At 55.0% G+C, this 26,748-nt stretch carries 22 protein-coding genes and 3 pseudogenes; 7 read left to right on the top strand and 18 right to left on the bottom strand.

Going from position 1 to position 26,748, the window contains the following annotated elements; translation table 11 throughout:
* Nucleotides 1-124: 124 nt before the first annotated feature.
* A complete protein-coding gene (locus PFU01S_RS06670) occupies nt 125-739 on the top strand; it encodes a dTMP kinase (protein WP_028687437.1) in 615 nt (204 codons plus the stop codon).
* Between the two features lie 23 nt (nt 740-762).
* Here the strand turns inward: PFU01S_RS06670 and PFU01S_RS06675 are convergent, their stop codons facing one another.
* The 4 genes from PFU01S_RS06675 to PFU01S_RS06690 form a co-directional block, all read right to left on the bottom strand.
* On the bottom strand, nt 763-1,770 hold the full coding sequence (locus PFU01S_RS06675; protein WP_028687436.1) for a zinc-binding alcohol dehydrogenase family protein: 1,008 nt from the start codon (nt 1,768-1,770) through the stop codon (nt 763-765).
* A gap of 264 nt (nt 1,771-2,034) precedes the next feature.
* Entirely contained in the window at nt 2,035-4,296 is a 2,262-nt protein-coding gene (locus PFU01S_RS06680; RefSeq protein ID WP_028687435.1) for a TonB-dependent receptor, read from the bottom strand.
* 157 nt (nt 4,297-4,453) lie between these two features.
* Nucleotides 4,454-5,146, bottom strand: coding sequence for a DUF421 domain-containing protein (locus PFU01S_RS06685; RefSeq protein WP_028687434.1), 693 nt, complete (start codon nt 5,144-5,146; stop codon nt 4,454-4,456).
* A 283-nt stretch (nt 5,147-5,429) separates the two neighbouring features.
* Nucleotides 5,430-6,716, bottom strand: coding sequence for a DUF2254 domain-containing protein (locus PFU01S_RS06690; protein WP_028687433.1), 1,287 nt, complete (start codon nt 6,714-6,716; stop codon nt 5,430-5,432).
* Nucleotides 6,717-6,955: 239 nt separating this feature from the next.
* Between PFU01S_RS06690 and PFU01S_RS06695 the strand changes: the two genes are divergently transcribed.
* Together PFU01S_RS06695 and PFU01S_RS06700 are read left to right on the top strand one after the other, a co-directional pair.
* Nucleotides 6,956-7,261 carry a DUF6482 family protein gene (locus PFU01S_RS06695; protein WP_027914971.1) on the top strand — a complete coding sequence of 102 codons (306 nt, stop codon included), beginning with the start codon at nt 6,956-6,958 and terminating at the stop codon, nt 7,259-7,261.
* Between the two features lie 9 nt (nt 7,262-7,270).
* Nucleotides 7,271-7,633 carry a DUF7079 family protein gene (locus PFU01S_RS06700; RefSeq protein WP_028687432.1) on the top strand — a complete coding sequence of 121 codons (363 nt, stop codon included), beginning with the start codon at nt 7,271-7,273 and terminating at the stop codon, nt 7,631-7,633.
* Here the strand turns inward: PFU01S_RS06700 and PFU01S_RS22870 are convergent.
* Nucleotides 7,616-7,930, bottom strand: coding sequence for a DUF7693 family protein (locus PFU01S_RS22870; protein ID WP_033736983.1), 315 nt, complete (start codon nt 7,928-7,930; stop codon nt 7,616-7,618). The genes PFU01S_RS06700 and PFU01S_RS22870 overlap by 18 nt on opposite strands.
* A gap of 139 nt (nt 7,931-8,069) precedes the next feature.
* Here PFU01S_RS22870 and PFU01S_RS06710 point away from each other — a divergent pair, with 139 nt between their 5' ends.
* From PFU01S_RS06710 to arfB, 4 genes are all read left to right on the top strand, one after another.
* Complete coding sequence (locus tag PFU01S_RS06710) at nt 8,070-8,891, top strand: NADPH-dependent oxidoreductase (RefSeq protein WP_028687430.1); 822 nt, start codon at nt 8,070-8,072, stop codon at nt 8,889-8,891.
* Between the two features lie 49 nt (nt 8,892-8,940).
* Nucleotides 8,941-9,318 carry a nuclear transport factor 2 family protein gene (locus PFU01S_RS06715; protein ID WP_028687429.1) on the top strand — a complete coding sequence of 126 codons (378 nt, stop codon included), beginning with the start codon at nt 8,941-8,943 and terminating at the stop codon, nt 9,316-9,318.
* Nucleotides 9,319-9,506: 188 nt separating this feature from the next.
* The gene (locus tag PFU01S_RS06720) at nt 9,507-9,845 is read left to right on the top strand and encodes a hypothetical protein (protein ID WP_028687428.1); all 339 of its coding nucleotides are present in this window, start codon (nt 9,507-9,509) and stop codon (nt 9,843-9,845) included.
* Between the two features lie 138 nt (nt 9,846-9,983).
* On the top strand, nt 9,984-10,397 hold the full coding sequence (gene arfB, locus PFU01S_RS06725; RefSeq protein ID WP_028687427.1) for an alternative ribosome rescue aminoacyl-tRNA hydrolase ArfB: 414 nt from the start codon (nt 9,984-9,986) through the stop codon (nt 10,395-10,397).
* Between the two features lie 867 nt (nt 10,398-11,264).
* Here arfB and PFU01S_RS06735 read toward each other — a convergent pair.
* The 13 genes and pseudogenes from PFU01S_RS06735 to PFU01S_RS06780 all read right to left on the bottom strand — a co-directional run.
* Nucleotides 11,265-12,227 carry a T6SS immunity protein Tli4 family protein gene (locus tag PFU01S_RS06735; protein ID WP_028687425.1) on the bottom strand — a complete coding sequence of 321 codons (963 nt, stop codon included), beginning with the start codon at nt 12,225-12,227 and terminating at the stop codon, nt 11,265-11,267.
* Between the two features lie 101 nt (nt 12,228-12,328).
* Entirely contained in the window at nt 12,329-14,032 is a 1,704-nt protein-coding gene (locus tag PFU01S_RS21675) for an alpha/beta fold hydrolase (protein ID WP_248694604.1), read from the bottom strand.
* A 194-nt stretch (nt 14,033-14,226) separates the two neighbouring features.
* A pseudogene (locus tag PFU01S_RS06740) lies at nt 14,227-15,606 on the bottom strand (DUF2345 domain-containing protein); the annotation flags it as partial.
* Nucleotides 15,607-15,768: 162 nt separating this feature from the next.
* Complete coding sequence (locus tag PFU01S_RS21405) at nt 15,769-15,963, bottom strand: hypothetical protein (RefSeq protein ID WP_028687941.1); 195 nt, start codon at nt 15,961-15,963, stop codon at nt 15,769-15,771.
* 41 nt (nt 15,964-16,004) lie between these two features.
* Nucleotides 16,005-16,268, bottom strand: coding sequence for a hypothetical protein (locus tag PFU01S_RS22090; RefSeq protein ID WP_154665219.1), 264 nt, complete (start codon nt 16,266-16,268; stop codon nt 16,005-16,007).
* A 559-nt stretch (nt 16,269-16,827) separates the two neighbouring features.
* Nucleotides 16,828-17,715, bottom strand: coding sequence for a T6SS immunity protein Tli4 family protein (locus PFU01S_RS06750; RefSeq protein WP_028687940.1), 888 nt, complete (start codon nt 17,713-17,715; stop codon nt 16,828-16,830).
* Between the two features lie 115 nt (nt 17,716-17,830).
* Nucleotides 17,831-19,528, bottom strand: a complete 1,698-nt coding sequence (locus PFU01S_RS06755) for an esterase/lipase family protein (RefSeq protein WP_028687939.1) — start codon at nt 19,526-19,528, stop codon at nt 17,831-17,833.
* A gap of 54 nt (nt 19,529-19,582) precedes the next feature.
* The gene (locus PFU01S_RS22095; protein ID WP_125922827.1) at nt 19,583-19,780 is read right to left on the bottom strand and encodes a hypothetical protein; all 198 of its coding nucleotides are present in this window, start codon (nt 19,778-19,780) and stop codon (nt 19,583-19,585) included.
* 14 nt (nt 19,781-19,794) lie between these two features.
* A pseudogene (locus tag PFU01S_RS06760) lies at nt 19,795-20,991 on the bottom strand (DUF2345 domain-containing protein); the annotation flags it as partial.
* A gap of 105 nt (nt 20,992-21,096) precedes the next feature.
* Nucleotides 21,097-21,984 (bottom strand): T6SS immunity protein Tli4 family protein, encoded by an 888-nt coding sequence (locus PFU01S_RS06765; protein ID WP_028687935.1) that lies wholly within the window; start codon nt 21,982-21,984, stop codon nt 21,097-21,099.
* A 697-nt stretch (nt 21,985-22,681) separates the two neighbouring features.
* Nucleotides 22,682-23,662 carry a T6SS immunity protein Tli4 family protein gene (locus PFU01S_RS06770; RefSeq protein WP_236166153.1) on the bottom strand — a complete coding sequence of 327 codons (981 nt, stop codon included), beginning with the start codon at nt 23,660-23,662 and terminating at the stop codon, nt 22,682-22,684.
* Between the two features lie 20 nt (nt 23,663-23,682).
* Entirely contained in the window at nt 23,683-25,383 is a 1,701-nt protein-coding gene (locus tag PFU01S_RS06775; RefSeq protein WP_028687933.1) for an esterase/lipase family protein, read from the bottom strand.
* Between the two features lie 269 nt (nt 25,384-25,652).
* A pseudogene (locus tag PFU01S_RS06780) lies at nt 25,653-26,748 on the bottom strand (DUF2345 domain-containing protein); the annotation flags it as partial.

Consider the following 26,748-nt stretch of genomic DNA (forward strand, 5'->3'; position numbering starts at 1 on the left):
CATAGCCAGTGAGTGCCCCGGATAGCAGTTTTGAGGGTGTCAGTCGTCTGCACGCGGTGCCAGCGCTTGTGTGTGACTGGCCTCGGTGGTTTCATGCGGCCCTTGATTTTGGAGGTACACGCACATGAGTCGCCCGCTTTTCATCGCCATGGACGGGCCGAAAGGTACTGGTAAGACCACGCTGCTCGAAGCACTCACCCAGGCGTTACGGGCCCGAGGCAACAAAGTGGTCAGGCTGTGCGAGGGCAACAATGATCCACAGCGCGCGCAGACCATGACGTTGGTCAATCAGCTGGCCAGGCAGCCTTCGCCAACGGTTGAGTGGCAGGTCTGCGAGCGATTGGCCGAAAGCCGCGCCTGGATCACCCGCCACGTACTGCCGCGTCAACCTGGCGACAGCATTGTCCTGATTGACCGTTGGTACCCATCGGACGCGGCGTTTCGCCGAAACGTGCCATTCGACCAGGTGTTGCGTTTGAACATCGAACGCGGCGTGCAGGTGCCTGACCTGCACATCGCGGTGCTCACCACGGCGCAAACGTCCTGGACGAGGGCTGCGTCCCGCCGTCGGGGCCTGGGCAGCACGGTCATCCATACCTTGGAGGAGCAGATGGCGAGTACCCAGGCGTTCAACCACGCTGCACACGAGCACGGCTGGCTGCTTTGTCAAAATGAAGGCACCGTGGCGGACGCCGTCGATCAGTTGGTGGAGGCCGTCACGCCGCTGCTGCACGCCTGAACCCATCGTTCAGGCCACTGGGTTCAGAAGCCTTCCAACACGATCTTGCCCCTGGCCTTGCCGCTCTCGATGACCGCGTGCGCCCGTTTCAGGTTGCTCGCATTGATCGTCCCGAAATGTTCGCCCACCGTCGTCTTGAGCACACCGGTGTCGACCATTTCGCTGATGCGGTTGAGCAGTTGGTGCTGCTTGATCATGTCGTGCGTCTGATAGAGCGAACGGGTAAACATCAGCTCCCAGTGCAGCGACAAGGATTTGCGCTTGAGTGGGACCACATCCAGCTGCGCAGGGTCATCGATCAAGGCAAGCTGCCCTTGCGGGCGCAGTACCTCGATGAGTTGCTCAAGGTAAGTGTCGGTATGGGTCAAGCTGATCACGTGATCGACCGCTGCGACACCGTGTGCGCTGAGCTGGGCGGCCAGTGGGGCCGAGTGGTCGATCACCAGGTGGGCACCCAGGTCCTTCACCCAGGCTTGCGTCTGGGCCCTGGAAGCCGTAGCGATCACGGTCAGCCCAGTCAACTGGCGGGCCAATTGCACCAGGATCGAACCCACTCCACCGGCAGCGCCGATGATGAGCAGGTGCTGACCCTGACCGCCGTTTTCTTCGAGGCGCAGGCGGTCGAACAGCAGCTCCCACGCAGTGATGGACGTCAATGGCAGCGCAGCGGCGCTGGCAGCATCCAGGCTAGATGGCTTGCGCCCAACGAGGCGCTCGTCCACCCGATGGAATTCGCTGTAGCAGCCGGGGCGGTCGATGGCGCCGGCGTAGAACACCTCATCCCCTGGTTGGAACAGGGTCACCTGCTCGCCCACTTCACGGACGATGCCGGCCGCGTCCCAACCCAGCACTTGCGGCTGGTCACCGCCACGGCTGGCGCGAATCTTGGTGTCGACCGGGTTGACTGCGATGGCCTTGACTTCGACCAGCAGGTCTCGCGCACCGGGGGACGGTACGGGCAGGTCTGCATCATAGAGAGATTGAGGGTCTTGCAGGGGCAAGCCAGGCTGCGAGTAAACGACAGATTTCATGGGGGAGGGCCTTGGTTGAAAAGGTACCTGCCTAGGCTATTACTATCGATTGCGCAGAAAAACAGGCTTGAAGAATTAATACTTTCTTTTCAGGAGTGAAAACGCGTTGGTGCTCGATCCGTGAGCATTCAAACCAGAGGCCTGCAACAATTTGAAGTCGTGAAGCGCCCGGCTCAACGGCGATGGTCTGCGGGGCAGCCCTGAAAGGTGCATGCCGCAACGCTCGCCGTCGGGGAACCCCCAGGTTGTACGACCTTGGCGCGATCAGAAATCGACCGAGGCACTCAGAGACAGCGTACGTGGTGCACCGAGTACCAGGTAGTTCGAGCCTGGATACCCGCCAGCGGAGGCCCAATAGTCACGACCGGCCACGTTGTCCAGACGCGCACGCAGGGTGACGTCCTTCTCGTCTACCTTGAAGCCGTAGCGGGCCCCCAGGTCCAATCGCGTCCACGAAGGAATCTCGAGGTTGTTGGCGTTGTTGATGTATTGACGGCCGGTGTAGACCACGCGGCTGGTCAGGGTCAGGCCGTTCACACCCGGCACGTCCCATTCGCCGCCGATGTTGGCCTGGGTTTTAGGCACGCCGATGGCCTGGTTGCCGTCGTCCTGACCGTTCTGGGTCTTGCTGAGTTCGGCATCGAGCAGGGTGACGCCACCGAGCAGACGCACGCCGGGCGTCGGCTCACCGAACACCGACAACTCGATCCCGCGGTTGCGTTGTTCACCGCCATCTTTGAACACCTGATCCTCGACGATGCCGACCGGCTTGCGCGTCTCGAACACCGCCAGGCTGCCACCCAGGCCACCGCCGTCGTACTTCACGCCCACTTCGGTCTGTTTGGCCACGTAGGGCGCCAGTGAGGCGCCGGCATTGAGCACCGGGGCTCTGGAACCATCAGGCAGGGTAGTGGTGGCGCCGGCCGTATCGCCTTTGGTCAAGCCTTCGATGTAGTTGGCGTAAACCGAGAACTGCTCGTTGATCTGGTACACCGCGCCGGCAACGGGCGTGGTTTCATAGCGGTTGTACTTGGATGTCTTGTCGCCGGAATTGTAATCGTAACCTGTCACGTTGAGCCCTTGTCGACGGGCTCCCAGGGTGATCTGCAACTGATCGTTGAAGAACCCCAGGGTGTCGGCGATGGCCAGGCTCTGGGTACGGGTCCTGGCGGTCACATGCGGGTCGGACATGTCGCCGCTGAAACTGGTGTTGTCGGGTTTGGGCACGTAGACCGGGTCATAGAGATCGTTGGCGAAACCAGTGAAATTACCCGCCCAGGCATTACGGTCCTTGTTGTCGAACATCGAACCGGACAGCACCCATTGATGCGACACCGGACCTGTTTGCAAGGTGTAGCGCATGCCCACCTCACCGGTAGCCACTGTCTCTTCACGGTAATTATCGAAGCGCGTCGATCGGGTCACGCCGTTGGCGTCGGAGGAGGGGTTGGCCAGCACGTTCTTCTCTTCACCTTTGCGCATGCCGATGGCAGCCCAGGTGGTGAGCGCATCGGAGAGGTCATACTCGGCACGGAAGGTGCCGAATGTTTGCTTCTCCTTGGAGTACGTCCAGGGCTGGCCGTAGTTCTTGTCGGCATCCGGCGGGCTAGGTACGCGGCCTGTAGGGGTGACGCTGGGCAGCGGATTGTCGATGAAATGGTACTGGTGCCCAATGTCGGCCGAAAGCCGCAGGCGTTCGCCCTGGTAGTCCAGGCCCAGGGCGAACATGTCCAGGGAGCGGTCCTGGTCCTGTACCGACGTTTCCCCGTCGCGCTTGGCCACGTTCACGCGCACGCCAAAACGGTCCTGCTCCCCGAAGCGGCGCGCCACGTCAGCCGAAACGGTACCGAAGCCGCGATTTTCAACCCCAGCGGTCAAGCGGGTAAGGGGTTCGTTCGGGGCGCGTTTAGGCAGGATGTTGATGGCGCCGCCGATCCCGGTACCGCCGGGGGCGGCGCCATTAAGGAAGGCGTTGGCCCCGCGGAATACCTCGACCCGTTCGATGAACTCCGCTGCAACGTATTGACGCGGAAGCAGGCCATACAGGCCGTTATAGGCGATGTCGTCGGAATACAGCGGGAAGCCCCGCATGACATACAGTTCCTGGAAGTTGCCGAAACCACGGGCGACCCGCACGGAGGGGTCGTTCTGCAGGATGTCCGCCACGCTGTGCGCCTGCTGGTCCTGGATCAGCTGGTTGGTATAGGACGTGGATGTGAAGGGCGTTTCCATGTAGTCCTTGTTGCCCAGGATACCCACGCGCCCGCCCCGGGCCACTTGCCCCCCTTCATACTCAGGAACCAAGCCATCCTTGGAGGCGTCTGCGCTGGCCGAAACTGCGGTTTCTTCAAGCTCCAGGACCGCGCCAGTGGTACCGGCCGTATTCACAGGTTGTGCAACCGGCACCGGGATTTCCAGCGCGTTCTGAGCAAGTGCGAGCGGTGAGGCCACGCTTGCGACCAACCCCAGGGGCAACCAGACAACGGTGTGCAGCGCAGGCTTGCGGGCAAAATTCGGGAAGGGCATGTGAGAACCTGATCAAGGAATTGGGACGACAGGGAATTGGCGTGCTACAAAGCGCAGAATTATAGCGAGTGGGAATCGTTATCGCTAAGCTTTTGTTTGCAGCTCCAGCCCAAGTTGTAACCTGGCGCTTGCTCAACGACCTTGAGGGTCCGGACGGTTAACGGTTGCGCGTTGTTTGCAGGGCAGGTGACCAACTGCGATGACCGCAGCGCATGCAGGCAATCACGTCATGCAGCTGATGCTGCACTGGCAGGCCACAGCTAACGCAGCAATACAGGCCTGGAGACGGTGGAGAGTCGTATTCTGGACGGTGCTCGGGCGGCAGCACGGACAGGCCCGGTCGAGTGTCTTTGGCCTCGTAAAAATAAAGGCTCAGTTCGCCGTCCGTCTCCAGCAAACCCAATCGCACCTGGCCAAGGTGCTCAACCCCTTGTTGACGCAGTTCCATGAACAACTCGTTGGAGGAGATGTTCAGGTTGCGCAACGAGTGAATTTCATATTGGCCGTCCTTGACGACGGTGATCGGGAGCCCGTCAATCCAGGCTTCGCACATCTTGCTGCGACGCATCAGATAGATCGTGCCGCGATACAGGAGCAGTAGCGTGACGAACACCAGGGCTACTGGTAACAATGGCACATCTTCGTAGAAGGTCACATCGCCTGCAGCAGAACCCAGGGTCAGGATGACGACGAGTTCGAAGCGCGAGAGCTGCTTGATGCCACGCCTGCCGCTGAACTTCAGAAACAGAAACACGGCGAGAAAGGCCGCAACCACGCGCACCATCACTTCCATCAGAAACGTGACGGGCAAGTCACCCAGCAGCATCCTTTGCAGATCGAATGACTCCATCGAGCGCCCTCCGTCGCCACCTTGTGATCAATTGACCTGAGTTCATTAACTACGGTTCAGCCTGGCCTTCGCCATGGGCCAGGCAAGGAAGGGGGGATTTCAGGAAGGGGGCTTGTCGAGCGGGCAAAAGAAAGCCCGCTGCTAGTCGGGCTTAAGTCTTTCTCATGGGGATGAGTTGATAATCCACTCGGCAACGTGAAAATTCGGTGAAATAAAAGTCCCCATTGTGTGGAGTGCTCATTTATGCGGCACAGGCGATGAACGGTCAGATCCTCAGGTAATTTCAGGACAGCCGTGCCAGGGGCCATTCCAAACTTCGGACCAGCGCCCGCAAGCGCTGCTTGTCCTCCTCCAACGGTAATGCCTGTTCGGCCCGCTTGAGCAACAGGTCCACATGCGTGATGCAAGCTTGGCCAAACCGATCGGGCGCGATCTGCGCCAGGCTCGCCAAGGCCTTCACCAGGCGGATGTCCACTTCCAGCAAGCCAGCACCGTCCCGTGCAATCAGGGTGAAGAAGTCATCGAACATGTCGTCGACTGTCAACCCGCGCACATGCACGTTCTGCCACTGGCCGTCGGTCGTGGTGTCGGGCGCTTGCCGTGCCCAGGTGGAAAAGCAGCGTACCCCACGGCCTATGACGTCAATGACCGTGCCAGAGTCGTTGGTCGCGGGAGACAATGCGCGTGAGGCGATCTCTGCCAGCACCGAGAGCCCGAAGCGCGGGTCCTGGCCATAGGTGCGCCGTGCACCGAGCGTCACTGCAGCCAGCACCTCATCTTCAAGGTCTGTGGTTTCGGCGGCCTGGCTTGCGCGGACGGCGCGCGCCAGCGCCGTACCGTGGTGCACGAAGCTGCCCGGCAGCACCTCCAGGTAGATCACGGCATTGTGCTTGTCAGCTGCGTGGGCGAGGGCACTGACATCGACGTGTTGTACATAGCCGATGTCCTCGCAAAGGACTGCGATTGCCGACGGGGCAACCTGCGTTGCATCGGTGTAGGGCTGCGCACCCAGATAAGGCCACTGCGCACGGCGCTTGAGCGCTGCAATGGCCGCGTCTTCCACCCGATCGATAGTTTCCCCAACGCGGCCAAGCTTGGACAAGTGGTCGATCCAGCGCAGCAGGGTGTACACGATCAGTACGATCATCACCAGGGTCACTGCAAACAGCACCACACGGCCCTGAGCGCCGTAAATGCCGGTACTCAGGGCAATGATGCCCACCAGGCTGAACAGGAAAGAGCCGATGAACGTCGCCAGGGCATTCTGAGTCGTGGCGTCCTCCATCACCAGGCTGGTCGCACGAGGCGTGACGCCGCTGCTGGCGGCGCTGTAGGCCGACACCATGGTGCTGAGCGAAAACGTGGTTACGGCCAGCATGCTGGAGGCGATGATGCCCAGGATTTTGTCGACCGAGTCGGCCCCGACTTTCGCCGGCAACGACGCTGGCACCATGTCGCGCAAGGCGATTGCCAGCAGCGCGGTGAGTACGCCGATCAGGGAAAACAGGCTGGCGCGAAACCACAGCCTTTTCGTCGTTTGCGCAAGTGCCCAACGCCAGCGAGCGATCATGGTGGTTATTCTTCCTCAACAGATAGGCCGATGCAGGCTGGAGCGCTGCGGCATCGCCACGATTGAGTCCTAGCCCGTGCAGATAGTTTCGCGACCCTGGGTTGAGTTTTGCAATCCATACGGAACGACCGCGGCGCGTCGGCATCCTTATACAAGGCGCTGGATTTGTATAAGTGCACGCGCTCGACATTTTCCATCAAGCCCGATGCAGGCCGCGCCTGCCGGATGGAGTACCTGCCATGAACCTAGAGCAACTGAAGCAACTGGCCACTGCCGGCACTGTCAATGAACTCGAATTGCTGTCGCTCGAAGGCGGCTTTTACGTCCTGCGTGCGTTGACGGCCGACGGGCCGCAGACGTTCAGCGATGCCCAAGGGCAGGCAGTGCGACTGCGGTCAATGACGGAGGTGCGCGAGCTGCTGGCCGATGTACCGCCTGTGCCGTGCATGCTGGTGCAGCATGTGGTGCATGACGAGATGTGCGGTCAGCGCGATGGCCCCCTGGCGCCGCTGCGCGTGCCCGTGACGCTAGCAGAGCAGTGGTAGTACCACCCGATGCAAAGAGTAGACGAGAGCCGCCTGCACGCTTGGCAGGCCCTGTCGCAGTTCTTCCTGGACACCGAACTGACCGAGGCGAGCCTGGCGTGGGTGGCAAGTGTCATGACCCAGAGCCCCTATACACTCGATCAACTGCACAGCATCTTGTGGCATGAACTGTATCTGGCCTTGCAGTGGAATCTCAGGTCCATGGCCGGCGAGTGGGCAGGCTGGACGGACGAGTTCTTGATCGAACACGTCAGGGTGCGGCCGTTCGAACCGGCAGTCCCGCGCAGCGGAGCAGTGGGTGATGAGATCGCCCGGTGCTGGGAACGGGCGCTGGCGAGACTCCGCGTTCAGGGGCTAGGCCGCCCCAAGTAACCGCAGCAGTTGCGCGTGCTCCCAAGTGCTCATCAACGCCACCGGGTTGGTGCCGTAAGGGTGCTGGGTATCGAATTGGTAAGCACGGCCATCGGGGCTGGAGCAGCGGATGCAGTGATCCAGCGCACCCTCCTCATTGCACAAGGTGAGCATCCACCCGTCCGCTTGCACAGTCATGGACCCACACGCCATTTCCGCCCAGCGTGGCTCGCTCACACGCTGTAAATCCCGAATCCCGAGGGCGATATCACGCAGTATCTGGTAGACCTCTCGAGGTGCAAGCGAAGGTGTCGCCACGCTGATTGTCCGTTATCCATTGAGTTGAAAGTCAGTCGGCACAGGGTACCTGATCCAGCCGGAAGGCTCGGAGACTATGACACCTGCTATGTGCAGGACGCGGTTTTTTGATAGCCTCCTATCTTTTTGGAGGAATTGTATGACAGCCGATAGCCGAGCAAAACTGGTCGCCCGCTATGGGACCGAAGAGGTATCGCCGCTCAGCCAATGCAATGCCGTGATCGAGCAGTTGCTCGACCATCGCAGCGTCCGTGCATTTGCGGACCGACCGCTGCCTGAGGGGACATTGGACGCCTTGATCGCCGCTGCTCAATCTGCGTCTACGTCCTCCAACCTTCAGGTCTGGAGCGTGGTGGCCGTTCAGGATCCCGGCCGCAAGCAGCGGTTGTCGGCTCTGGCGGGCAATCAGGCTTACATCCACCAAGCGCCGCTGTTTCTCGTCTGGCTTGCCGACTTGTCACGGGTGTCGCGCATTGGCGAGCAGCATGACGTGGCGCTCGAAGCACTGCCTTACCTGGAAAGCTTGTTGCTAGGCACCATCGATGCAGCCCTCGCAGCGCAGAATGCGGTCGTCGCCTTGGAGTCTCTGGGACTTGGGAGCGTTTACATCGGCGGTATTCGTAACGACATCGAAGGGGTGGCCGCGGAGTTGGACTTGCCCGCGCATGTCTATCCCGTGTTTGGGTTGTGTGTCGGCTATCCCTCTGCCGACCGGCCCGCCAAGGTCAAGCCGCGGCTACCGCAGGAGGCCGTCCTGCATCATGAGACGTACTCGACCGCTCAGGAGCAGAGCTTGCTGGCCCGTTACGACGAGCGCCTGGGGGCGTTCTACCACCGTGAAGGCATGAAGGCGTCGGGGTGGTCGGAGCAGGTCGTCAGCCGGCTACGAAGCGCTGCCAGCCTGCATGGGCGAGAGGCGCTGCACGATGAGTTGAAGCGGATGGGGTTTGGGTTGCGGTGAGGCGGCATTCATTTGCCGATCACTACGCATCTTTGGTTAGGAAACCCTTATGAATAGCTATCTTCAAGAAGTCGTGGACTTGCACCAACTGATCGAAGCACGGTTTGCCCGGGGCGAGGGGTCGTTGGAAGCGATGATGGAGCACTTCGTACCAAGTTTCTCGATGGTTTCACCCGCGGGGCTGCAATTCGGGCTGCAGGATGTGGAGCAGCTTTTTGAGCGGAACACGGGCAGTCAGCCGGGGCTGAACATTGAGCTAACGGACTTGGAAACCCTGCATCAATGGGCCGACGGGGCGCTGGTCAGGTATCGGGAGATACATAGCGCCGAGGGTAAGGACGATACGGTACGGGTATCGACGGCACTGTTGGTGCTGGAGGCGGGGCGGGTGAAATGGCGTCATTTGCATGAGACCTGGGCGGTATGAGTGCTCGGTTAAGCGGCTAAGTTCGCGGGCGTCTTGATCTCGTGATCGGCGGCCGCTGGCGACGTATAGACTGTTCGAACACCTAGACAGCAGCGGGTGGCAACTGTTGCATTGTATGCCCCTCTAACCATTGTCACCGGAAGTTCCAACAAGGGGCAGTTTCGTGAATCGTACAGGCTTACAGGACGATGAATGTGACTTGGGTTTCAGACTTGTTCTCAACCGCGTTAGAGGCGTGTGGTGATTTCAGGCACTGGCATCAATTTGTCACTGATACTGAATTTCACTGGCAACACTCAGCAGACCTGGCGGCGCTGGAGGCTTGGCAAACACTCTGGTTAGAAATGGAAGTCCTAAATGGGCTGGCGCTGGCTGATTGGGAAGACCAAGGTCGCCCTGCCGATTGGTCACAGTGCTGGCGTGATCAGTATCAGAAAGAGGCCTTGGCGCTGGTGTCCGATTTTGCCCTGCTACTTGAGCAGCTTGATTCAAGTGACGAATACTCGCTTGGCGCTCAAACTGACTGAGGCTGGTGGGGCAGGGTGCACGAGTCCCTGCTGAGGTCTGACTGACCTTTCACAGGGGCCAGCCATCGAATAATCAAGCAGCGTTACTTGGGCGCGCGGCCATTACTGTGATAGTTCGGTCAATCATAAGGGACCTTCATGCTGACCCTCTCCAATTCCGTACAACTGCCGGACGCCGAAATCGAACTGACGTACGTACGCGCTCAGGGCGCGGGTGGGCAGAACGTCAACAAGGTGTCGAGTGCTGTGCACTTGCGATTCGACATTCCGGCGTCTTCATTGCCTGAGTTCTACAAAGGCCGGCTGCTGGCATTACGAGACAGCCGGATCACCAGCGACGGCGTCTTGATCATCAAGGCTCAGCAGTACCGCACTCAGGAGCAGAACCGAAATGACGCGTTGACGCGTCTGGCCGAATTGATCGTGAGTGCAGGCAAGGTCGAGAAAAAGCGTCGGCCTACCAAGCCGACGCTCGGGTCCAAAACGCGCCGCCTGGAGGGGAAGGCCAGGCGTAGCGGTATCAAGGCCGGGAGAGGGAAAGTGGAGTTCTAGATGGGCTCGGTAGGATACTGATTTCACGGCTCTGAATTCACTGACTAGTGACCAGCCCAGGAGTACATAACTACTCCAGGTGGGCCGTGCTAGACTTGAAGCGCCACCCAAAATTCACCCCCAGCGCAGGCTCCCCGGTGCTGAGCTTCTTGATCACATACGGGTCGGCAAAGTTCCCACATCCATGCAGTGCTGCGAACATCACGATAATTACGGGCCTGGGCATTTTTACTCCAAAAGGCCATCGCGCGGTGTAGCGGAGTCGAAGAAGGGATTGTGATGGTGTTCGCTGTTCTGTGACGACTACTGTGCGCCGCACTCCCAACTTCTCAGGTAGAGATGTCGGAAAGCGCGCAACGTTTGTAGCTCGTCAAGCCTCCATGAAGGTTCGCTCTTTGAAAGTGGGATGCCAATGGACAGAGTCATGTGGAACAAGACGCCGTGAATATCAAATCAAAAGAGCAAGGGTAATGAGCGCAACCATAAGCTGCATTAATATAATGATTTTCAACCACTTAGGTTTTTGCGTATAGAAGAAATAGATTGTGTTGCTTATCAAGGTCACAACATTTGTGAATGATAAACAAAGTAAGGCGAATATTTTCTGGTATCCTCCTATCCCAGGCATCGTGCCGTGGCTTGGCCCCGTTAACAAAATGAGAGAGACAATCGAGCCTAGGATTGCAAAGCCGATACTCACGGCTCCTAAATAGCGTACAGGATTAGAAGAGGTCGAAGTCATGAGTATTTTGCCCTTTGCGTAGTTGCTTAATACCTGATGGAGATTTGCCCGATGCTTGATAGTGAACAGCCTTGCATCTATTTCGCATCACTGCACCAGGCAGGCAGATCTTCATTTTAACGAGGTTATTTTGAGACGAGGGAATTGAGCGCGTCATCCCAGATCTTCATAAATTCTTCCTCGCGCACTGAGTGGGTTTCCTCTTGATCAGGAAATCCTGTGCCATTTTTTGGCGGTTGCTTGGTCGTGTAGCTGTAATCCAAATCCAAACGAATTTCGGGCTTGTCAGCCCTATTGGGCTCGCCCGGATAATACCAGACAGCGTTCACTTCGGTCAGGTAGCCTTCTGCTGATTTCTCTGTGCTTGCCTCAATGATTTCTTCACCTACCAGATTATTGACTGTCCGTTTGGTGTTGCGATAGGTGCGGTGCTGGAACTCAGACTTCATTATCCATGCTGTCGCATCAGCTGGTGAAAAGCCGTTTTTGTTTCTTTCAGATAAATATTGGTTGGCTGCACCCCCATATTGCTTAGATGTAAACTTTGCTCTTAGATTGGGCCGTTCTGCGAAATTAATGTCCACATAAACACCTTCATTGCCGGTTCGATAGGTCAAGCAGCCTTCCATGTAGCAGAGGGCTTGTTTAACATCAGTGCCGCTGAGGAGTATTGAGTCCAGTATTTCCCTGATTTGGTTCTCTCGATTGAGTGTGCTGTCGTTGCCAAGAACAAATTTTAAGTTATTAAACCACTGGTACGCCAGTGTGGAGTGCACTACTTTGTTAATAGGTTCTCCATCGAGCCCTTCACCCGTAATTCGAGTATGGTCATAATTGAAGATAACGGCCCCCTGTGCTAAATCCTTTCGGGTTGCCTTATGTTCCGCGTTGCCACGATTTCGATCTTCGATGATGCGCCAGTTTTTTTGTGCCTCTCGCTCTACACGGGGCTTGATGAAGCGCGGTGTGATGGCTACAGGCACGCCATTCAGCTCTAGTAAAGCGCCATCAAATACGGCGTCACCCGGCAAGTCCATGGTGAACCGACCCACGCGGACCGTTTTTTTGGGGTTCGTGCTTGAGTCCATTACTGTTGTGGCTCCTTGTGCGGTAGGGGTAGTCAATGGGACAGCCGGTAAAGCACAGCTCATCACGATTGCAATCGCAGCCGCACTTCCAGTACGAGGCACTAGCATAGGTTCTTAGCATCCTTGGCGAGGCTGACAATCGAGTGGAGCGTGATTGCCCGGGCCGACTTGTCGTTGTAGGACGCGCTGTGTTCGAACCCAGAAAGACGTGCTGAAAATTTTATATGGTCTGTTACAGCAGCAGCTGAGTGCGAAGGCAACGTCCCGTCACCCGTATCATCCTGCGAGGCCATCGCCGCGTGATAAGCGTCCCCGCTGTATTCAGCCCCTATTACTGCAGGACCGTGCAGCGGTTGATAGGCTATTTTGCCGGCCGTTTGTGCATTATTGAGCGTCAGATAATTGACTCTGTTATCTGAACATAACCTAAGGTGTGCGGTCGCCTCTTTTGACGACACAGGAGAGAATTGGCCGGTCATATTTCTGAATGCTTTGAGAATCCAGTCAATTTTATTCCATGCTGGGAATTTGCTATCAGATCCAAAATGCGCATAGGTATCAGGGAAATAATAAGTGCCTAAAGTTGCATGAAAATTCTGAGCCATTTTCAGGTTTTTCAAATACAAATTCCAGCCATCTTCAAGTTCTTCTCTATTTTGCGCGCGCGGCTCTACTAGACGAGGATCGCATAGACGCCACCATGCAGTGGTTTTTGAATAAATTTCGTCGTAGGGGTTGGATTGCTTGGGCAGTGACATCAAGAGGGGACCGTCTTTTTTCCCCCAGCGGACATTAAGCCACCCGTTGCCGTACAGTTGATTCGGTAGCAACTGTAAAGGGCCTGGGGCGCCAAAGACCGGGGTGACTTCATCAGCATTTTCCCCTATAGCCCACCGACCTATGACATCTTCCCACCCGGCTCTAACGCGTCGATATGCTGTGCCGGCACCTATAGCTGGCTGTACGCCGTGGACAACCCCTAATATATTTTCGGGGTGTTTTTGTGCGCAACTCCTCCCTACGAGCCCACCCATTGAGTGAGTAACGAGGATGACTTTGTCGCACTTTAACTTCAGCCGTGTTCTGCAGTCGTTCAATACATACTGTATGTAATGAGCCAATTCATCAGCCGATTCTTCATTGCTTCTCAGCCAGTTATAACCGCACGCGTATACAGGATAACTCCATGCTGAGGCTTTCTTGTAGGCAGCTAGGTCCAGCGCTTCATAACCCTTAATTGCCTGAATGCTGCCCTCAAATGCTAACATCGCACCTTTGACTCGCGGTTTGCCTCTACCCGTATCATGATAGAGCGTTTTCAGTTCGTTTTCGAGAAAGCTCAATATTGGTCCATAGCCGCCAAGGTCGCTTAACAGAACCGAACCCCATCCGCGTCGTTCGATCTCATCCTTAGGCAGCGGGCATGTTTTCAAGTCGAATCCGGAGAAATCCGCCTCACCTATTGCCCTCGGAACTTTGGTCTGTTCAGGATCAAGCAGAGTCTTTTTTTCCGCTGGGCTGAGTCGATTGAATCCACCAATGATGCTTGCAATCCCCATCCAACCCAAACTATCCGGAAACCAGGCCCATCGGCCGTTTAATTTTTTCACCAAATTTTTATTATTCTTGCCTGTCGCGAGTAACGGTGTACCCATAATGCCAGGTACGAAGATGACAGGAATTGCCTGCCTTGGGCTGATATACAAAAGGTTGTCTGCACAGCCCTGGCTCTCTAGCGGCGCAGAGGCTTGTTCACGCCCGTCAAGCCCTATCTGAGTTTGCAATATGCTTTCTTTCTGATCCATGGGGGCACCTATGGTTATTCGATAATCTTGAAGACGTACTTGCCCAGCATGTCGCTTTTCTGCTGCTGGGCGCGGCCCTCAGCATCAGTGACCCCGCTAATGATGCTGCCGTCCTCTCGATGAATCTCATATTTCACATTTCGTGCAACTTCGCCATTTTGATATTTGACCGCAACCCGTTTCTCAAATTTTACGTCTGGCATTTCGTTGTAACTATGTGACAAGCTCGTAGGGCCGCTGAAAATCTTTTTCGCCCCTTTCACATCGATCGTCCCTGGCGCATGAATCTCAATATTGCCGCCCTTGATGCGGATGTACCCGCCGCCACTGGTGAGCAAGATCCCATCCTTGGCGGCAATCTCGATACCGGCAGCGGTTGAACTGAGTTTCATGTTTTGCAGCGAGGTCAGCAGCATCTCGTCGTTCTGCGCCTGCAACTCCACCTTGCCCTTGGCTGCAAACAATTTGGCCCCGGCGTTCTGCGCAAACAGGCTGATGCTTTGCACCACGCTTGCCAGCAATGACTTGCCGCTGGCGATGCTGACATCTTCGCCGGTACTCACCGTCAGATGCTTGCCGCTGTGCAGGTGGGTGTTCTGTGGCGTGGCGGTGGCGATATCGGCCGGGGAGGAGGCGATCAGCAGTGGCTTCTGGTAGCCCGGGGTCTTGCCGCGTCCGCCGCTGCGGATGGCCCACGCGGTGTCGCCGCCGTTGCGTTGCTGTTCGCTTGGGCCTTGGCTCGGGCTGCTGTTGTCGTTGCCATAAGTGACGTCGGTATCGGCGTTGAGTTGGGTCAGGCTGTCGAGGCCCGCTTGCAGAGCATCGGCGTTGTGCTGCTTGGCGGTATCGGACAGGGTTTTGAGGCGTTGCTCGCTGTTCTGCAGTTGTTGCTGGGCTTCGCTGACGTCGAGCTGGGCACCCTGGGCGTTGCTGCGCTTCCAGGTGCTGAGGTACAGGCCCTGCTGGGCGCGCACGGCGCCGTAGGCGTCGGTGCGCAACTCGAAGCCGGTGCCGCGCAGGGCGCCGCGGTGGTTGCCGCGCTGGTCGATCAGGTAGCCGAGATTGAGCTGGGTATGGCCGTGGCTGCTGTGCAGCTGGGTGCGCACCTGGCCGGTGGAGTCGTCCATCACCCACTGGTTGAAGCCGCCGCCGCCGATTTCCTTGCTCTTGTAGCCGCTCATCAAACCGCTGGAGTGCCAGGCCGGTTTATGCCCGCCGTACACCTGGCCCATGATCAGCGGGCGGTCAATGTCGTTGTCGAGGAAGGTGACCACCACCTCTTCGCCAGCGCGTGGCGCGTTCACGCTGCCCCAGTCGGAGCCGCTGCTTGGTTGCAGCATGCGTAGCCAGCAGGAGCTCAACTCGCCGTCTTGGCTGAGGCGGTCCCAGTGGAAGTGTACGCAGACGCGGTTGAGGCTGTCGGTGAACAGTTCATGGCCACTGGGCGAGACCACCACGGCGGTCTGCGGGCCAGGGCTGGTGGGCTTGGTGTGCTCTAAGGGGCTGCGGTACGGCGCGCTGTGCAGCTGGCCCTCGAAGTGGCTGATGAAAAAACCATAGGACGCTTCGCTCAGGGCCGAGCCGAGCAGGCCATCGTCAGGCGCCGCGCGCAGGGCTTGCAGCTGATCGGTACCCAAGGGGGTGGTCAGTTGCAGCAGGCGGCCGCTTTGCGAGAGCGGGGTGCCGAAGGTCAGGTCCATGACAAAGCGTCTCCTGAATGGGGGCTGATCGGGTGGTTATTCCAGGGCCTTGATGGGTGGGTCCTGGTAGTCCTCATCAATGGCGATGCCCATTTTTTTCAGGCGTGCTTCTGTTTGGGCGCGTTCCTGGGCCATGCGTTTGAGTTCGGCAGGTACAAAAGCTTTCCAGTTTTCGCGGTCTTCGTCATCAACGAAGCCCTTGTGAAAATCGGGTTCATTCCGGAAGGTCAAGGTGAACCAGTACGACCTCTCTGGGAGCTTTCGCGTCGTTTTCACGCTGAACGGTTACCTTTTAGGTATTCATTGTCTCGATACAAAAGCCAATTGCTGAACATTGGCATAGATAGCCACCCATCTTTATCAAGGCCAAGGGTGGGGTCTTGCCATGCGCCCGTTACTACAGCAGCACCTAGGGCTCCATCCACATCTTTGAACTTACTACTTACAGTGGCTGGTTTTCTCGTCTCGTTTGGATAGATATAACGTTGCCATCCCGCCTTGCTGAGTTTATCTAGATGCTCACTAAAATAATTCATGGCAAGTTCGTGCTCGCTATTTGGCGCTACGCCATTCAGCGTGGCATACGAGTTTGCGAGTGTATCACTTTTGTACGTCATTGATGCCGCGCTGATACCGTCGGCAAAAACCGCAGTTTAGTATCTGCTTTCAACGGTCAATACGGCTTTATTCGGGCTGGCTGAAGAAATGTCGAACTCAAAAAAGCAGATATCACCATTGCAGTCGCTGGACAGCGGTGCAGTCGATTTAGACAGCAGGGACTGGATCGGTTCGTAAAAGTTTATTTCGATTGTGGGTCTGTCGTTTTTCATTCCAGCTCATTCCCATCCAAGCAGCGCAGCGAACAGCAAGACAATTACGGATTTACGCATTTTAATTCCACCAATGGGGTGGTCAATTGCAGCATACGGCTGCTTTGCGAAAGCGGGATGCCGAAGACAACGCCGAAAGAATTTCCTAAGGACTTGTTGAGTATCTGTTCAAGCTTGATCCAGATTTTATTATTGTGTCAATTCTACTGGCCCTGGCGTTCGTAAACGGTCCAAGGCCATCACAAAAGAAGCGGCCTCTATAGCTTCATGGAACCGGTTTCAAGCTATTAACCACACGATCCCAGAACGCTAGTGCTTCTTCGTTTGATTTAAAATCACTTCCCACCTCATGCGTACCCATCTCCAGAGCGAAATAAGGCGAAGAATTGGATTTTACCGTGCCTTGGTACTCAAGCTGAAAATTATAGAAGAGCTTGCCGTCGGCTTCGGTCATGATTGCTATTTCCTGCGCGGGCAGCGCTCCAATCATACGGCTTTGCTTTCGCAAGGTCTTTGTTTTGTTAATAAGTTCAGAAAGCGCGCCGCTGATACCACTATTTTTTTGTTTGTCAAAGCGAGTAAAAAGAGGCTCCTCTAGTTGGCTAACACGTTGTGTGAGAAGACTGACGTACGTGCCCGGGTGACCAGCGATTTGGGAACCCATATAAACTGACTCTGCAGGTTGCTGGGGAGAAAATTTCAAGTATCCTGCTTCGATAGCAAAGGCTCCGGCAGGAGGGGCGTTTTGCGGTGATCTAAAATGAATTGCATTGCTTATCATTTTCATTTTATCAATAGCGCCTTTGTAATCTGCTTCATTTAAGGCGCTGACAGTCATGCGATAAAGTGTGTTTTTGCTAGTCAAGAAAAAACAGTTGAAAGTGTAGAGCTTCTCAAGCTTTGATACGATCAATACACTTCCGTTATCAAGCAGAATTGTTTTTTCATAACGGCTGTATGTGCCTCGAGCTTTACCTTGTTTAAGCTGCCCAACCAGTTCTTCGGTTTTTGACTCAATATCCTTTTTTCCATTTTTGCTGATAAGGTCTATTTTCTCATTATATATTTTATAGTAAGCAGAATCTTCTGAGTTTTTGGGCAGATCAAGTTTGAAACGACCATAGTAACGAGTTTGCCAATCGACATTGCGCATATTGATATCCTGGGGTGGCTGAGCCGTGGAGAGTTGAGCGTAAAGCAAAGCCATTAGCGATATGAGTGCTATATTTGCAATGCTCATAAAATTTTTTCTCATTTCATATTCACGTTCAAGTCTGAGGTGCGGAAAGCCTAATCAGCCCATACAGAGTGGCAAAAGTAGAGCGTCCATCTTTATCGTTATAAGCATTTTGATGCTTGTAGCCAACAGTGCAGTTGTACTTGCCAATCCTGCAGTGGTGGTTAAGCATTCCGTTGTTTTGACCATGAGCAAAGGCACCGAGTACGCCGATTTTTCCTCTGGGTGATGCGGATGAATAAACGGGCACTGTCCCGTCACCAGCATGAGCCGGCTCGCTTACTTCAAATTCATATAAGCCGTTTAGACTAATGCAGGCATCAAGATTATCGCTTGTCAGCTGGGCATTTAAAATGTCAAGGCCGTCAAGATTTGCAGCAGACCAATCCATATTTCCCCATGTCAATAGATCTTCAGATTTGGCTTCTGCTGAATAATGCACGTAAGTGCTGGTGTGGTACTTACCCTCAATGTCGCCATGAAAAACTTTTACTGAGTCTATCGTTTGGTGGAATAGGTCACGAAGTTTATTGCCGCTCTGGTGAAACCCTTCATCATCATCGCTGCTCAATTTGGTCGAGATTATATTTGCTGGGTCCATTAGGTTGTTGTTGCGTTCAGGGATAAGCCCCCACCATCTGCCTGACTTGTAAATCTCCTCGTAGGGGCATTTTTTGGGAAGCCCCAATGTTTTCTTGCCGGTTTTACGATCCCTCGCAAACAACCATGGCTGTCCATTGTTATAGTCACGTGTTGGCAGCAATTCAAGGGGGCCCGGAGCAAACGCCATTACCGCGACCCCGTCCGCTCCATCTCTGCCTAAAATTTTCTTTTCACCGAATGCCTCGAAACCTGCACGAACGCGCTTGTAACTAGCAGGTGCGCCCGTCGCTGGCATTGCACCGTGAATAACACCGTAGGCATTCTTAAACCCGTGACACGCTACAATTGCTCGCGCCACCAAGCCGCCCATGGAGTGTGTAACAATTATTACTTTGTCAGCCTTTCCTTTATAGGAGGGTATAACTGTTTTGTTAATGTAATTGATAATATCCTCGGCTGAATCTCTGTTCGTTTGCAACCAGTTGTAACCGGCCGCCCAGACTTCATACTGTATATCTGCGGCTTCATCCAGTCCGCTGGCTTTTCCAAGCGAGCTTAAGCTTGGGTTCTCTTCCCAATCCCCCCAGTCACATGGTTCCTGCTTGATCCGCTCTTTCCATTCCCCTTGAGGCTCTTTATTGACCATGACGCTATTCATTTGGTTCTGCATGGTGCCCATGATCGGATGATAAGCCGTTCTCATCAGTGAGCCCCATTTGCGTTTCTTGATTTCCTGTTTCGATAATCCGCTGCCAGCGGTATCCAATTCACCATCTTCGTATACACCAACTACTCCGGGAGTAGAGTCTAGCTCGGCTTGGCGTTGCTTGGAGGATTTGAACCAGCTTCCGAGGAGTAGTCCGACAATTTTGATCTTGGGTAGAATGCCATCCAAGTTAGGAGCAATCCAGACTGGTCTCTTGGTTTGCATGTTCATCAGGTGTGTGCCCATGATTCCCGGGATAAAGATAATCGGAATCACTTTGTCACTTTTGCACTGAAGGCACTTTTCAATCGGATCACTCGATGAAGAAAGTGTTGTGTGAGCCGTCAGCATGCCATCCTCATCGTATTCTTGAGGCAGGTGCAACGCAGCGTCTTTAGGTGTCGTGGTTTTAGTTCCCATGGCGATGGCCCTTATTTCAAAATGTGGATAGACGAGGCTTAGCGAAACAACCCGTCATGCATCCCCCAAGACTTTAATTTTCATGAACTCAGCAATCTGGCTCTGTTGCACCGGAATCTTCCCAGCCGCATCTGACACATACTGCATCACGCTGCCATCAGCCCGGGTCACCTCAACCTTCACCCCCGGCGCAGGCTCCCCGGTGCTGAGCTTCTTGATCACATACGGGTCGGCAAAGTCGGTCTTGGGCATTTCATTGAAGTTGTGCGACAGGCTCGTTCCGCCGCTGAAGACCTTTTTGCCCCTTTGACATCAATGGTTCCCGGCGCATGGATTTCGATGTTGCCGCCCTTGATACGAATGTAACCGCCACCACTGGTCAGCAGAATCCCGTCCTTGGCGGCGATCTCGATACCGGCAGCGGTTGAACTGAGTTTCATGTTTTGCAGCGAGGTCAGCAGCATCTCGTCGTTCTGCGCCTGCAACTCTACCTTGCCCTTGGCCGCAAACAATTTGGCCCCGGCGTTCTGCGCAAACAGGCTGATGCTCTGCACCACGCTGGCCAGCAGCGACTTGCCGCTGGCGATGCTGACATCCTCGCCGGTGCTCACGGTGAGGTGTTTGCCGCTGTGCAGGTGGGTGTTCTGCGGCGTGGCGGTAGCGATGTCGGCCGGGGAGGAAGCGATCAGCAGTGGCTTCTGGTAGCCCGGGGTCTTGCCGCGTCCGCCGCTGCGGATGGCCCACGCGGTGTCGCCGCCGTTGCGTTGCTGTTCGCTTGGGCCTTGGCTCGGGCTGCTGTTGTCGTTGCCATAAGTGACGTCGGCATCGGCGTTGAGCTGGGTGAGGCTGTCGAGGCCCGCTTGCAGAGCATCGGCGTTGTGCTGCTTGGCGGTATCGGAAAGCGTCTTAAGCCGCTGCTCGCTGTTCTGCAGTTGTTGCTGGGCTTCGCTGACGTCGAACTGGGCGCCCTGGGCGTTGCTGCGCTTCCAGGTGCTGAGGTACAGGCCCTGCTGGGCGCGTAGGGCGCCATAGGCGTCGGTGCGCAGCTCGAAGCCGGTGCCGCGCAGGGCCCCGCGGTGGTTGCCGCGCTGGTCGATCAGGTAGCCGAGGTTGAGCTGGGTGTGACCATGGCTGCTGTGCAATTGGGTGCGTACCTGACCGGTGGAGTCGTCCATCACCCACTGGTTGAAGCCGCCGCCGCCGATTTCCTTGCTCTTGTAGCCGCTCATCAAACCGCTGGAGTGCCAGGCCGGTTTGTGACCGCCGTACACCTGGCCCATGATCAGCGGGCGGTCGATGTCGTTGTCGAGGAAGGTGACCACCACCTCTTCGCCGGCGCGTGGCACGTGCACACTGCCCCAGTCCGGGCCGCTGCTCGGCTGCAGCATGCGCAGCCAGCACGAGGAAAGCTCGCCGTCCTGGCTGAGGCGATCCCAGTGGAAACGCACGCACACACGGTTGAGATAGCAGGATAATTACCGATTTACCCATTGTTCACTCCGCCAATGGGGGACAGTTGCAGCAGGTGGCTGTATGGCGAAATGTATAGCTGTTCCGCCATCGTCCATTCACTCCGAAAGAGGTTTGAAGCCACGCAATAGCTCATCCCAAAACGCTAGTGCTTCCTCATTCGAATTGAAATTACTTCCGATTTCATGAGTGCCCAGTTCAATGGCGATATAGGGGCGCGTATTCGATTCTAATGTTCCGTCGTATTCAAATTGGAAGGCATAAAATGTTTTTCCATCAATTACGGTGCTAACGGCCACCTCTTCCCCTTCGATACCGCCGACAGTAAGTTTTTTCTTTCGAAGTATTTGTAGCTTACCACGATTCGACAGTTCACCGACTACAGGGTCATATTCCTTTTGGTCGAACCGTTCGAGAAGGCTGGGCTCTTTCTCAGTAATACTCTTTGTAAGGAGGCTTACATAGTTGCCTGCGTGGCCCTTAATTTGCGCGCCCATATAGACAGATTCGAAAAATTGATCGTTGGGGAGCGTGGAGTAACCAGCCTCCAATGCGAATGCTCCGTGCGGGGGCTCCGTATCAGGACGTCTGAAATAAATGGCATTGCTTAGTTTTCGCATGTTCTCTACTGCTTCGGGCACACCGTTTGGTGTGACACGTTTTATCATCATGTGATATAGCGTGTTTTTGCTTGTGAGCAAGTACGCATTGAAGGTGTATAGTGTGCTGAGGCGTGAAAGCAAAAGGACGCTTCCATTGTCGAGCTGAATGGTTTTTTCGTATTTGCTGCTTGTCCCGCGAGCGACTCCTTTTTCCAGATCCTCGATGAGGCGTTGAGTAATGACGGGCAGTTGAGACTTTCCATTTTTGCTCACCAATTCAAGTTTTTCATCAAAAATCTTGTAGTCAGCAGCGATTTCCGAGCCTGGCGGGAGCGATAGTTGAAAACGCCCGAAGTAATGCGTGTTCCAGTTGTTACCAGACATGGAGGCCTCTCTTGGTTTGCTGGTGGCTGCGAAAAGGGAGCATGAAGTAACTATCAATACTGCAACTAATAAAAAACGGTGATTTATATTCATCCCGAATCCCTATCGAAACATCAAATGCTGCTGGAAATTCTTATCAGGCTGTACAAAGTGGCAAATTGCGTTCGCCCCGCCTTGTCAGTATAAGCATTTTGGTGGCCGTAGCCCATCGTGTTATTAAACGCTCCTTCTTTGCAGTAACGATTCAGTAATCCACCATTTTGACCATGAGCAAAAGTCCCGAGCACGCCTGGTTTTCCCCGAGGTGCAGTAGATGAGAATGCCGGGACCGTACCGTCGCCAGGGTAGTAACCAGGCCCAATGCTAAGGGTATACAAGCCGTTTAGCGTGATTTCAGCGTCTAAGTTGTCGCTGCTCAGATTGGCTGTTTTAATATCGAGGCCTTGTAAGTTGTTGGCTGCCCACTCGATTGTTCCTCAAATAGTTAGATTTAGTGTGCCATTATTTCCGTGTGCAAAAGTCGCCCGGGGTGGTCGGAAAATCTCTGAAGCTCGCTGATAAACACAAAGGCGAGCGCCTATCATGGATGGGTCAGGATATCGGTAAGAGTTATACGCAAAGGCCCGTTAAATATCGCAACCTGACAGAGTGAGTAGTCGCAATAGATGACGCATAGCCACTCTGAACAGTCTTTTCTTTACTCCGAGAGAGGTTTGAAATTGGCTAGCATGCGATCCCAAAATGCTAATGCCTCATCCTCAGATCTAAAGTTACTTCCTTCTTCATGTGTACCGAGTTCAATGGCGACGTAAGGTCGCGTATTTGATTCCAGCGTTCCTTCGTACTCGAACTGGAATGCATAAAATTGCTTGCCATCGATTGATGTACTAATCGCGACTTCTTCACCGTTTAAGTGTCCAACGCTCCGCTTTTGTTTTCGCAACGTTCGTATCCGGCCTGAATGGGTCAGCTCATTTAAGGAAATGCCATGCTCGTGATTATCAAATCGCTGCAAAAGAGTTGGTTCTTTCTCTAGGATGCCTTTGGTCAGAAGACTGATATAGGTGCCAGGGTGACCGGAGATTTGAGCACCCATATAGATGGACTCAAAGAATTTGTCGTTAGGGAGTGTGGTATAACCGGCCTCAATGGCAAAACCGCCCGGTGGAGGGGCTTCATTGGGGCGACGGAAGAAAATTGAATCGCTCAGCAAGCGCATTTTTTCAACGCCGCCAGGTATGCTTTTTTTGTTAATTGTTTTGGCCATCAGGTGATAGAGTGTATTTTTATTTGAAAGTAAATATACATTGAATGTATAAAACTCACCGAGCCGAGAAAGAAGCAATATGCTGCCGTTGTTTAAAGGCACCGTTTTTTCGTAACGACTGCTGGTTCCTCGAGCAATACCCTTTTTGAGTTCCTCTGTTTTTTGGTTTGCTAAGGTCGGCAGGTCACTGCGTCCGTTTTTACTTATCAGGACAAGATTTTCGTTGAAAATTTTATAGTCTGCCGAAATTTCTGATCCTTTCGGTAGGGTGATTTCGAAACGGCCAAAATAATGTGTAGTCCAGTTTGTATCATTCATGGCGTTGCCTTCCATTTTGTCTGCAGTCGCAACGGATATATTGAGTAACCATAGGGCAGATAGCGTTAGAGAAGCCTTATACATACTGCGCATTTACTACTCCTTGGGCACCGTTAGCTGATTTGTGCAGATAGTCGAACTAAGCTGTACAGTGTGGCAAATCGAGTGCGCCCAGCCTTGTCAGTATAGGCATCTTGATGGCCGTAACCGGTTGACTGATTGAATATTCCTGTCTTGCAGTATTGGTTTAACGCTCCGCTGTTCTGACCATGCGCGAAGGCACCCTTAACCCCCGGCTTTCCACGTGGCGACGAAGAGGAAAAAGCAGGCACCGTTCCGTCGCCAGGATAATAGCCTGGGCCAATTTCGAGTGTGTAAAACCCATTGAGTTCCACTTGCGCCTCCAGATTGTCACCGCTCAGTTTTGCATTCATTGCATCAAGGCCTATCAAATTTTTTGCCCCCCACTCAATAGTGCCCCAAGTATAAAGCTTCGAAGATTTTGATTCGGCAGCGTAATGTATAAATGTTTCAGAGTGGTACTTTTCCTCTATGTCTCCATGGAAGGCCTTGACGCCATCGATAACTTCGAAAAACCGTGATCGTAATGATGGAGGTTCATCGCCAATGCCACTCCATTTAGATTGCTTGGCCTGGTGCGCCGCCACAACTCCGGCGGGGTCTAACAGTCTGTTATTATTGTCAGGAACTAAACCCCACCAGTTATCTGATTTGTAGATTTCTTCATAAGGGCAGCGCACTGGCAGTCGCATTGCGCGGTCTAATGTAGTGGTGTCTTTGGTGAAAAGCCACGGGTGGCCGTCATTGTAATCGTGGGAAGGGAGCAGCTCCAACGGCCCGGATGCGAACGCCATCACCGCGACTGCATCGGCAGCATCTCGGCCTAAAATTTTCTTTTCAGCCAATGCTTCAAAGCCAGCGCGAACTCGCTTGTAACTCGCCGGAGCTCCTGTAGCAGGCATTGCGCCATGAATAATTCCATATAACTTGCAGAATCCATGGCATGCCACCATTGCTCGTGCTACTAACCCACCCATTGAATGGGTGACGATGATTACGTTTCCGGCTTTGCCATTGTAATGTGGAAGTACTGTGTTGTTGATGAAGTTAATAATGTCTTTCGCTGAATCTCGATTCGATTGAAGCCAATTATAGCCAGCCGCCCACACCTCATATTGTGTATCTGCTGCGTTTTTCAAACCACTCGCATCGCCCATTGCTGCAAGACTGGGGTTGTTTTCCCAGTCTCCCCAGTCGCCTGGTGCTTGGCCAACACGCTCTTTCCATTCGCCCTGAAGATCGTTGTTGAGCATGATGTTATTCATCTGCCGTTGCATTTCACCCATGATCGGATGATAAGCAGATCGCATGATTGCCCCCCACTTGCGGGTGCGCATTTCATCTGTTGAAAGCCCGCTGCCGGCATCGTCCAACTCACCTCCTTCGTAAACACCCAAAGCACCCGGCGTGGAGTCAAGCTCCGCCTGCCGTTGTTTAGATGACTTGAACCAGCTGCCGAATAGCAGGCCAAGCGTTTTGACCACCGGGAATAAGCCGTCCATGTTTGGGGCAACCCAGACACGCTTCTTGGTTTTCATGTTCATGAGGTTGGTACCCATGATCCCAGGAATGAAGATGATCGGTACAATTTTCTGACCTTTGTAGGCTACACACTTTTCTCTGGGGTCGGTGGACGAAGACAGTGTGGTGGTGGCCGTCAGCATGCCATCCTCATCGTATTCTTGAGGCAGGTGCAACGCAGCGTCTTTAGGTGTCGTGGTTTTAGTTCCCATGGCGATGGCCCTTATTTCAAAATGTGGATAGACGAGGCTTAGCGAAACAACCCGTCATGCATCCCCCAAGACTTTAATTTTCATGAACTCAGCAATCTGGCTCTGTTGCACCGGAATCTTCCCAGCCGCATCCGACACATACTGCATCACGCTGCCATCAGCCCGGGTCACCTCAACCTTCACCCCCGGCGCAGGCTCCCCGGTGCTGAGCTTCTTGATCACATACGGGTCGGCAAAGTCGGTCTTGGGCATTTCATTGAAGCTGTGCGACAGGCTGGTGCCGCCGCTGAAGACCTTTTTTGCCCCTTTGACATCGATGGTTCCCGGCGCATGGATTTCGATGTTGCCGCCCTTGATACGAATGTAACCGCCACCACTGGTCAGCAGAATCCCGTCCTTGGCGGCGATCTCGATTCCGGCCGCCGTCGAGCTAAGTTTCATGTTCTGCAACGAGGTCAGTAACATCTCGTCGTTCTGCGCCTGCAATTCCACCTTGCCCTTGGCCGCAAACAACTTGGCCCCGGCGTTCTGCGCAAACAGGCTGATGCTCTGCACCACGCTGGCCAGCAGCGACTTGCCGCTGGCGATGCTGACGTCTTCACCGGTACTCACAGTCAGATGCTTGCCGCTGTGCAGGTGGGTGTTCTGCGGCGTGGCGGTAGCGATGTCGGCCGGGGAGGATGCGATCAGCAGTGGCTTCTGGTACCCCGGGGTCTTGCCGCGTCCGCCGCTGCGGATGGCCCACGCGGTGTCACCGCCGTTGCGTTGCTGTTCGCTCGGGCCTTGGCTCGGGCTGCTGTTGTCGTTGCCATAAGTGACGTCGGCATCGGCGTTGAGCTGGGTCAGGCTGTCCAGGCCGGCTTGCAGGGCGTCGGCGTTGTGCTGCTTGGCGGTATCGGACAGAGTCTTGAGGCGTTGCTCGCTGTTCTGCAGTTGTTGCTGGGCTTCGCTGACGTCGAGCTGGGCGCCCTGGGCGTTGCTGCGCTTCCAGGTGCTGAGGTACAGGCCCTGCTGGGCGCGTAGGGCGCCATAGGCGTCGGTGCGCAGCTCGAAGCCGGTGCCGCGCAGCGCGCCGCGGTGGTTGCCGCGCTGGTCGATCAGGTAGCCGAGGTTGAGCTGGGTGTGACCATGGCTGCTGTGCAATTGGGTGCGTACCTGACCGGTGGAGTCGTCCATCACCCACTAGTTGAAGCCGCCGCCGCCGATTTCCTTGCTCTTGTAGCCGCTCATCAAACCGCTGGAGTGCCAGGCCGGTTTGTGACCGCCGTACACCTGGCCCATGATCAGCGGGCGGTCGATGTCGTTGTCGAGGAAGGTGACCACCACCTCTTCGCCAGCGCGTGGCACGTGCACGCTACCCCAGTC

The sequence above is a fragment of the Pseudomonas fulva NBRC 16637 = DSM 17717 genome (assembly GCF_000730565.1).
Taxonomy (GTDB): domain Bacteria; phylum Pseudomonadota; class Gammaproteobacteria; order Pseudomonadales; family Pseudomonadaceae; genus Aquipseudomonas; species Aquipseudomonas fulva.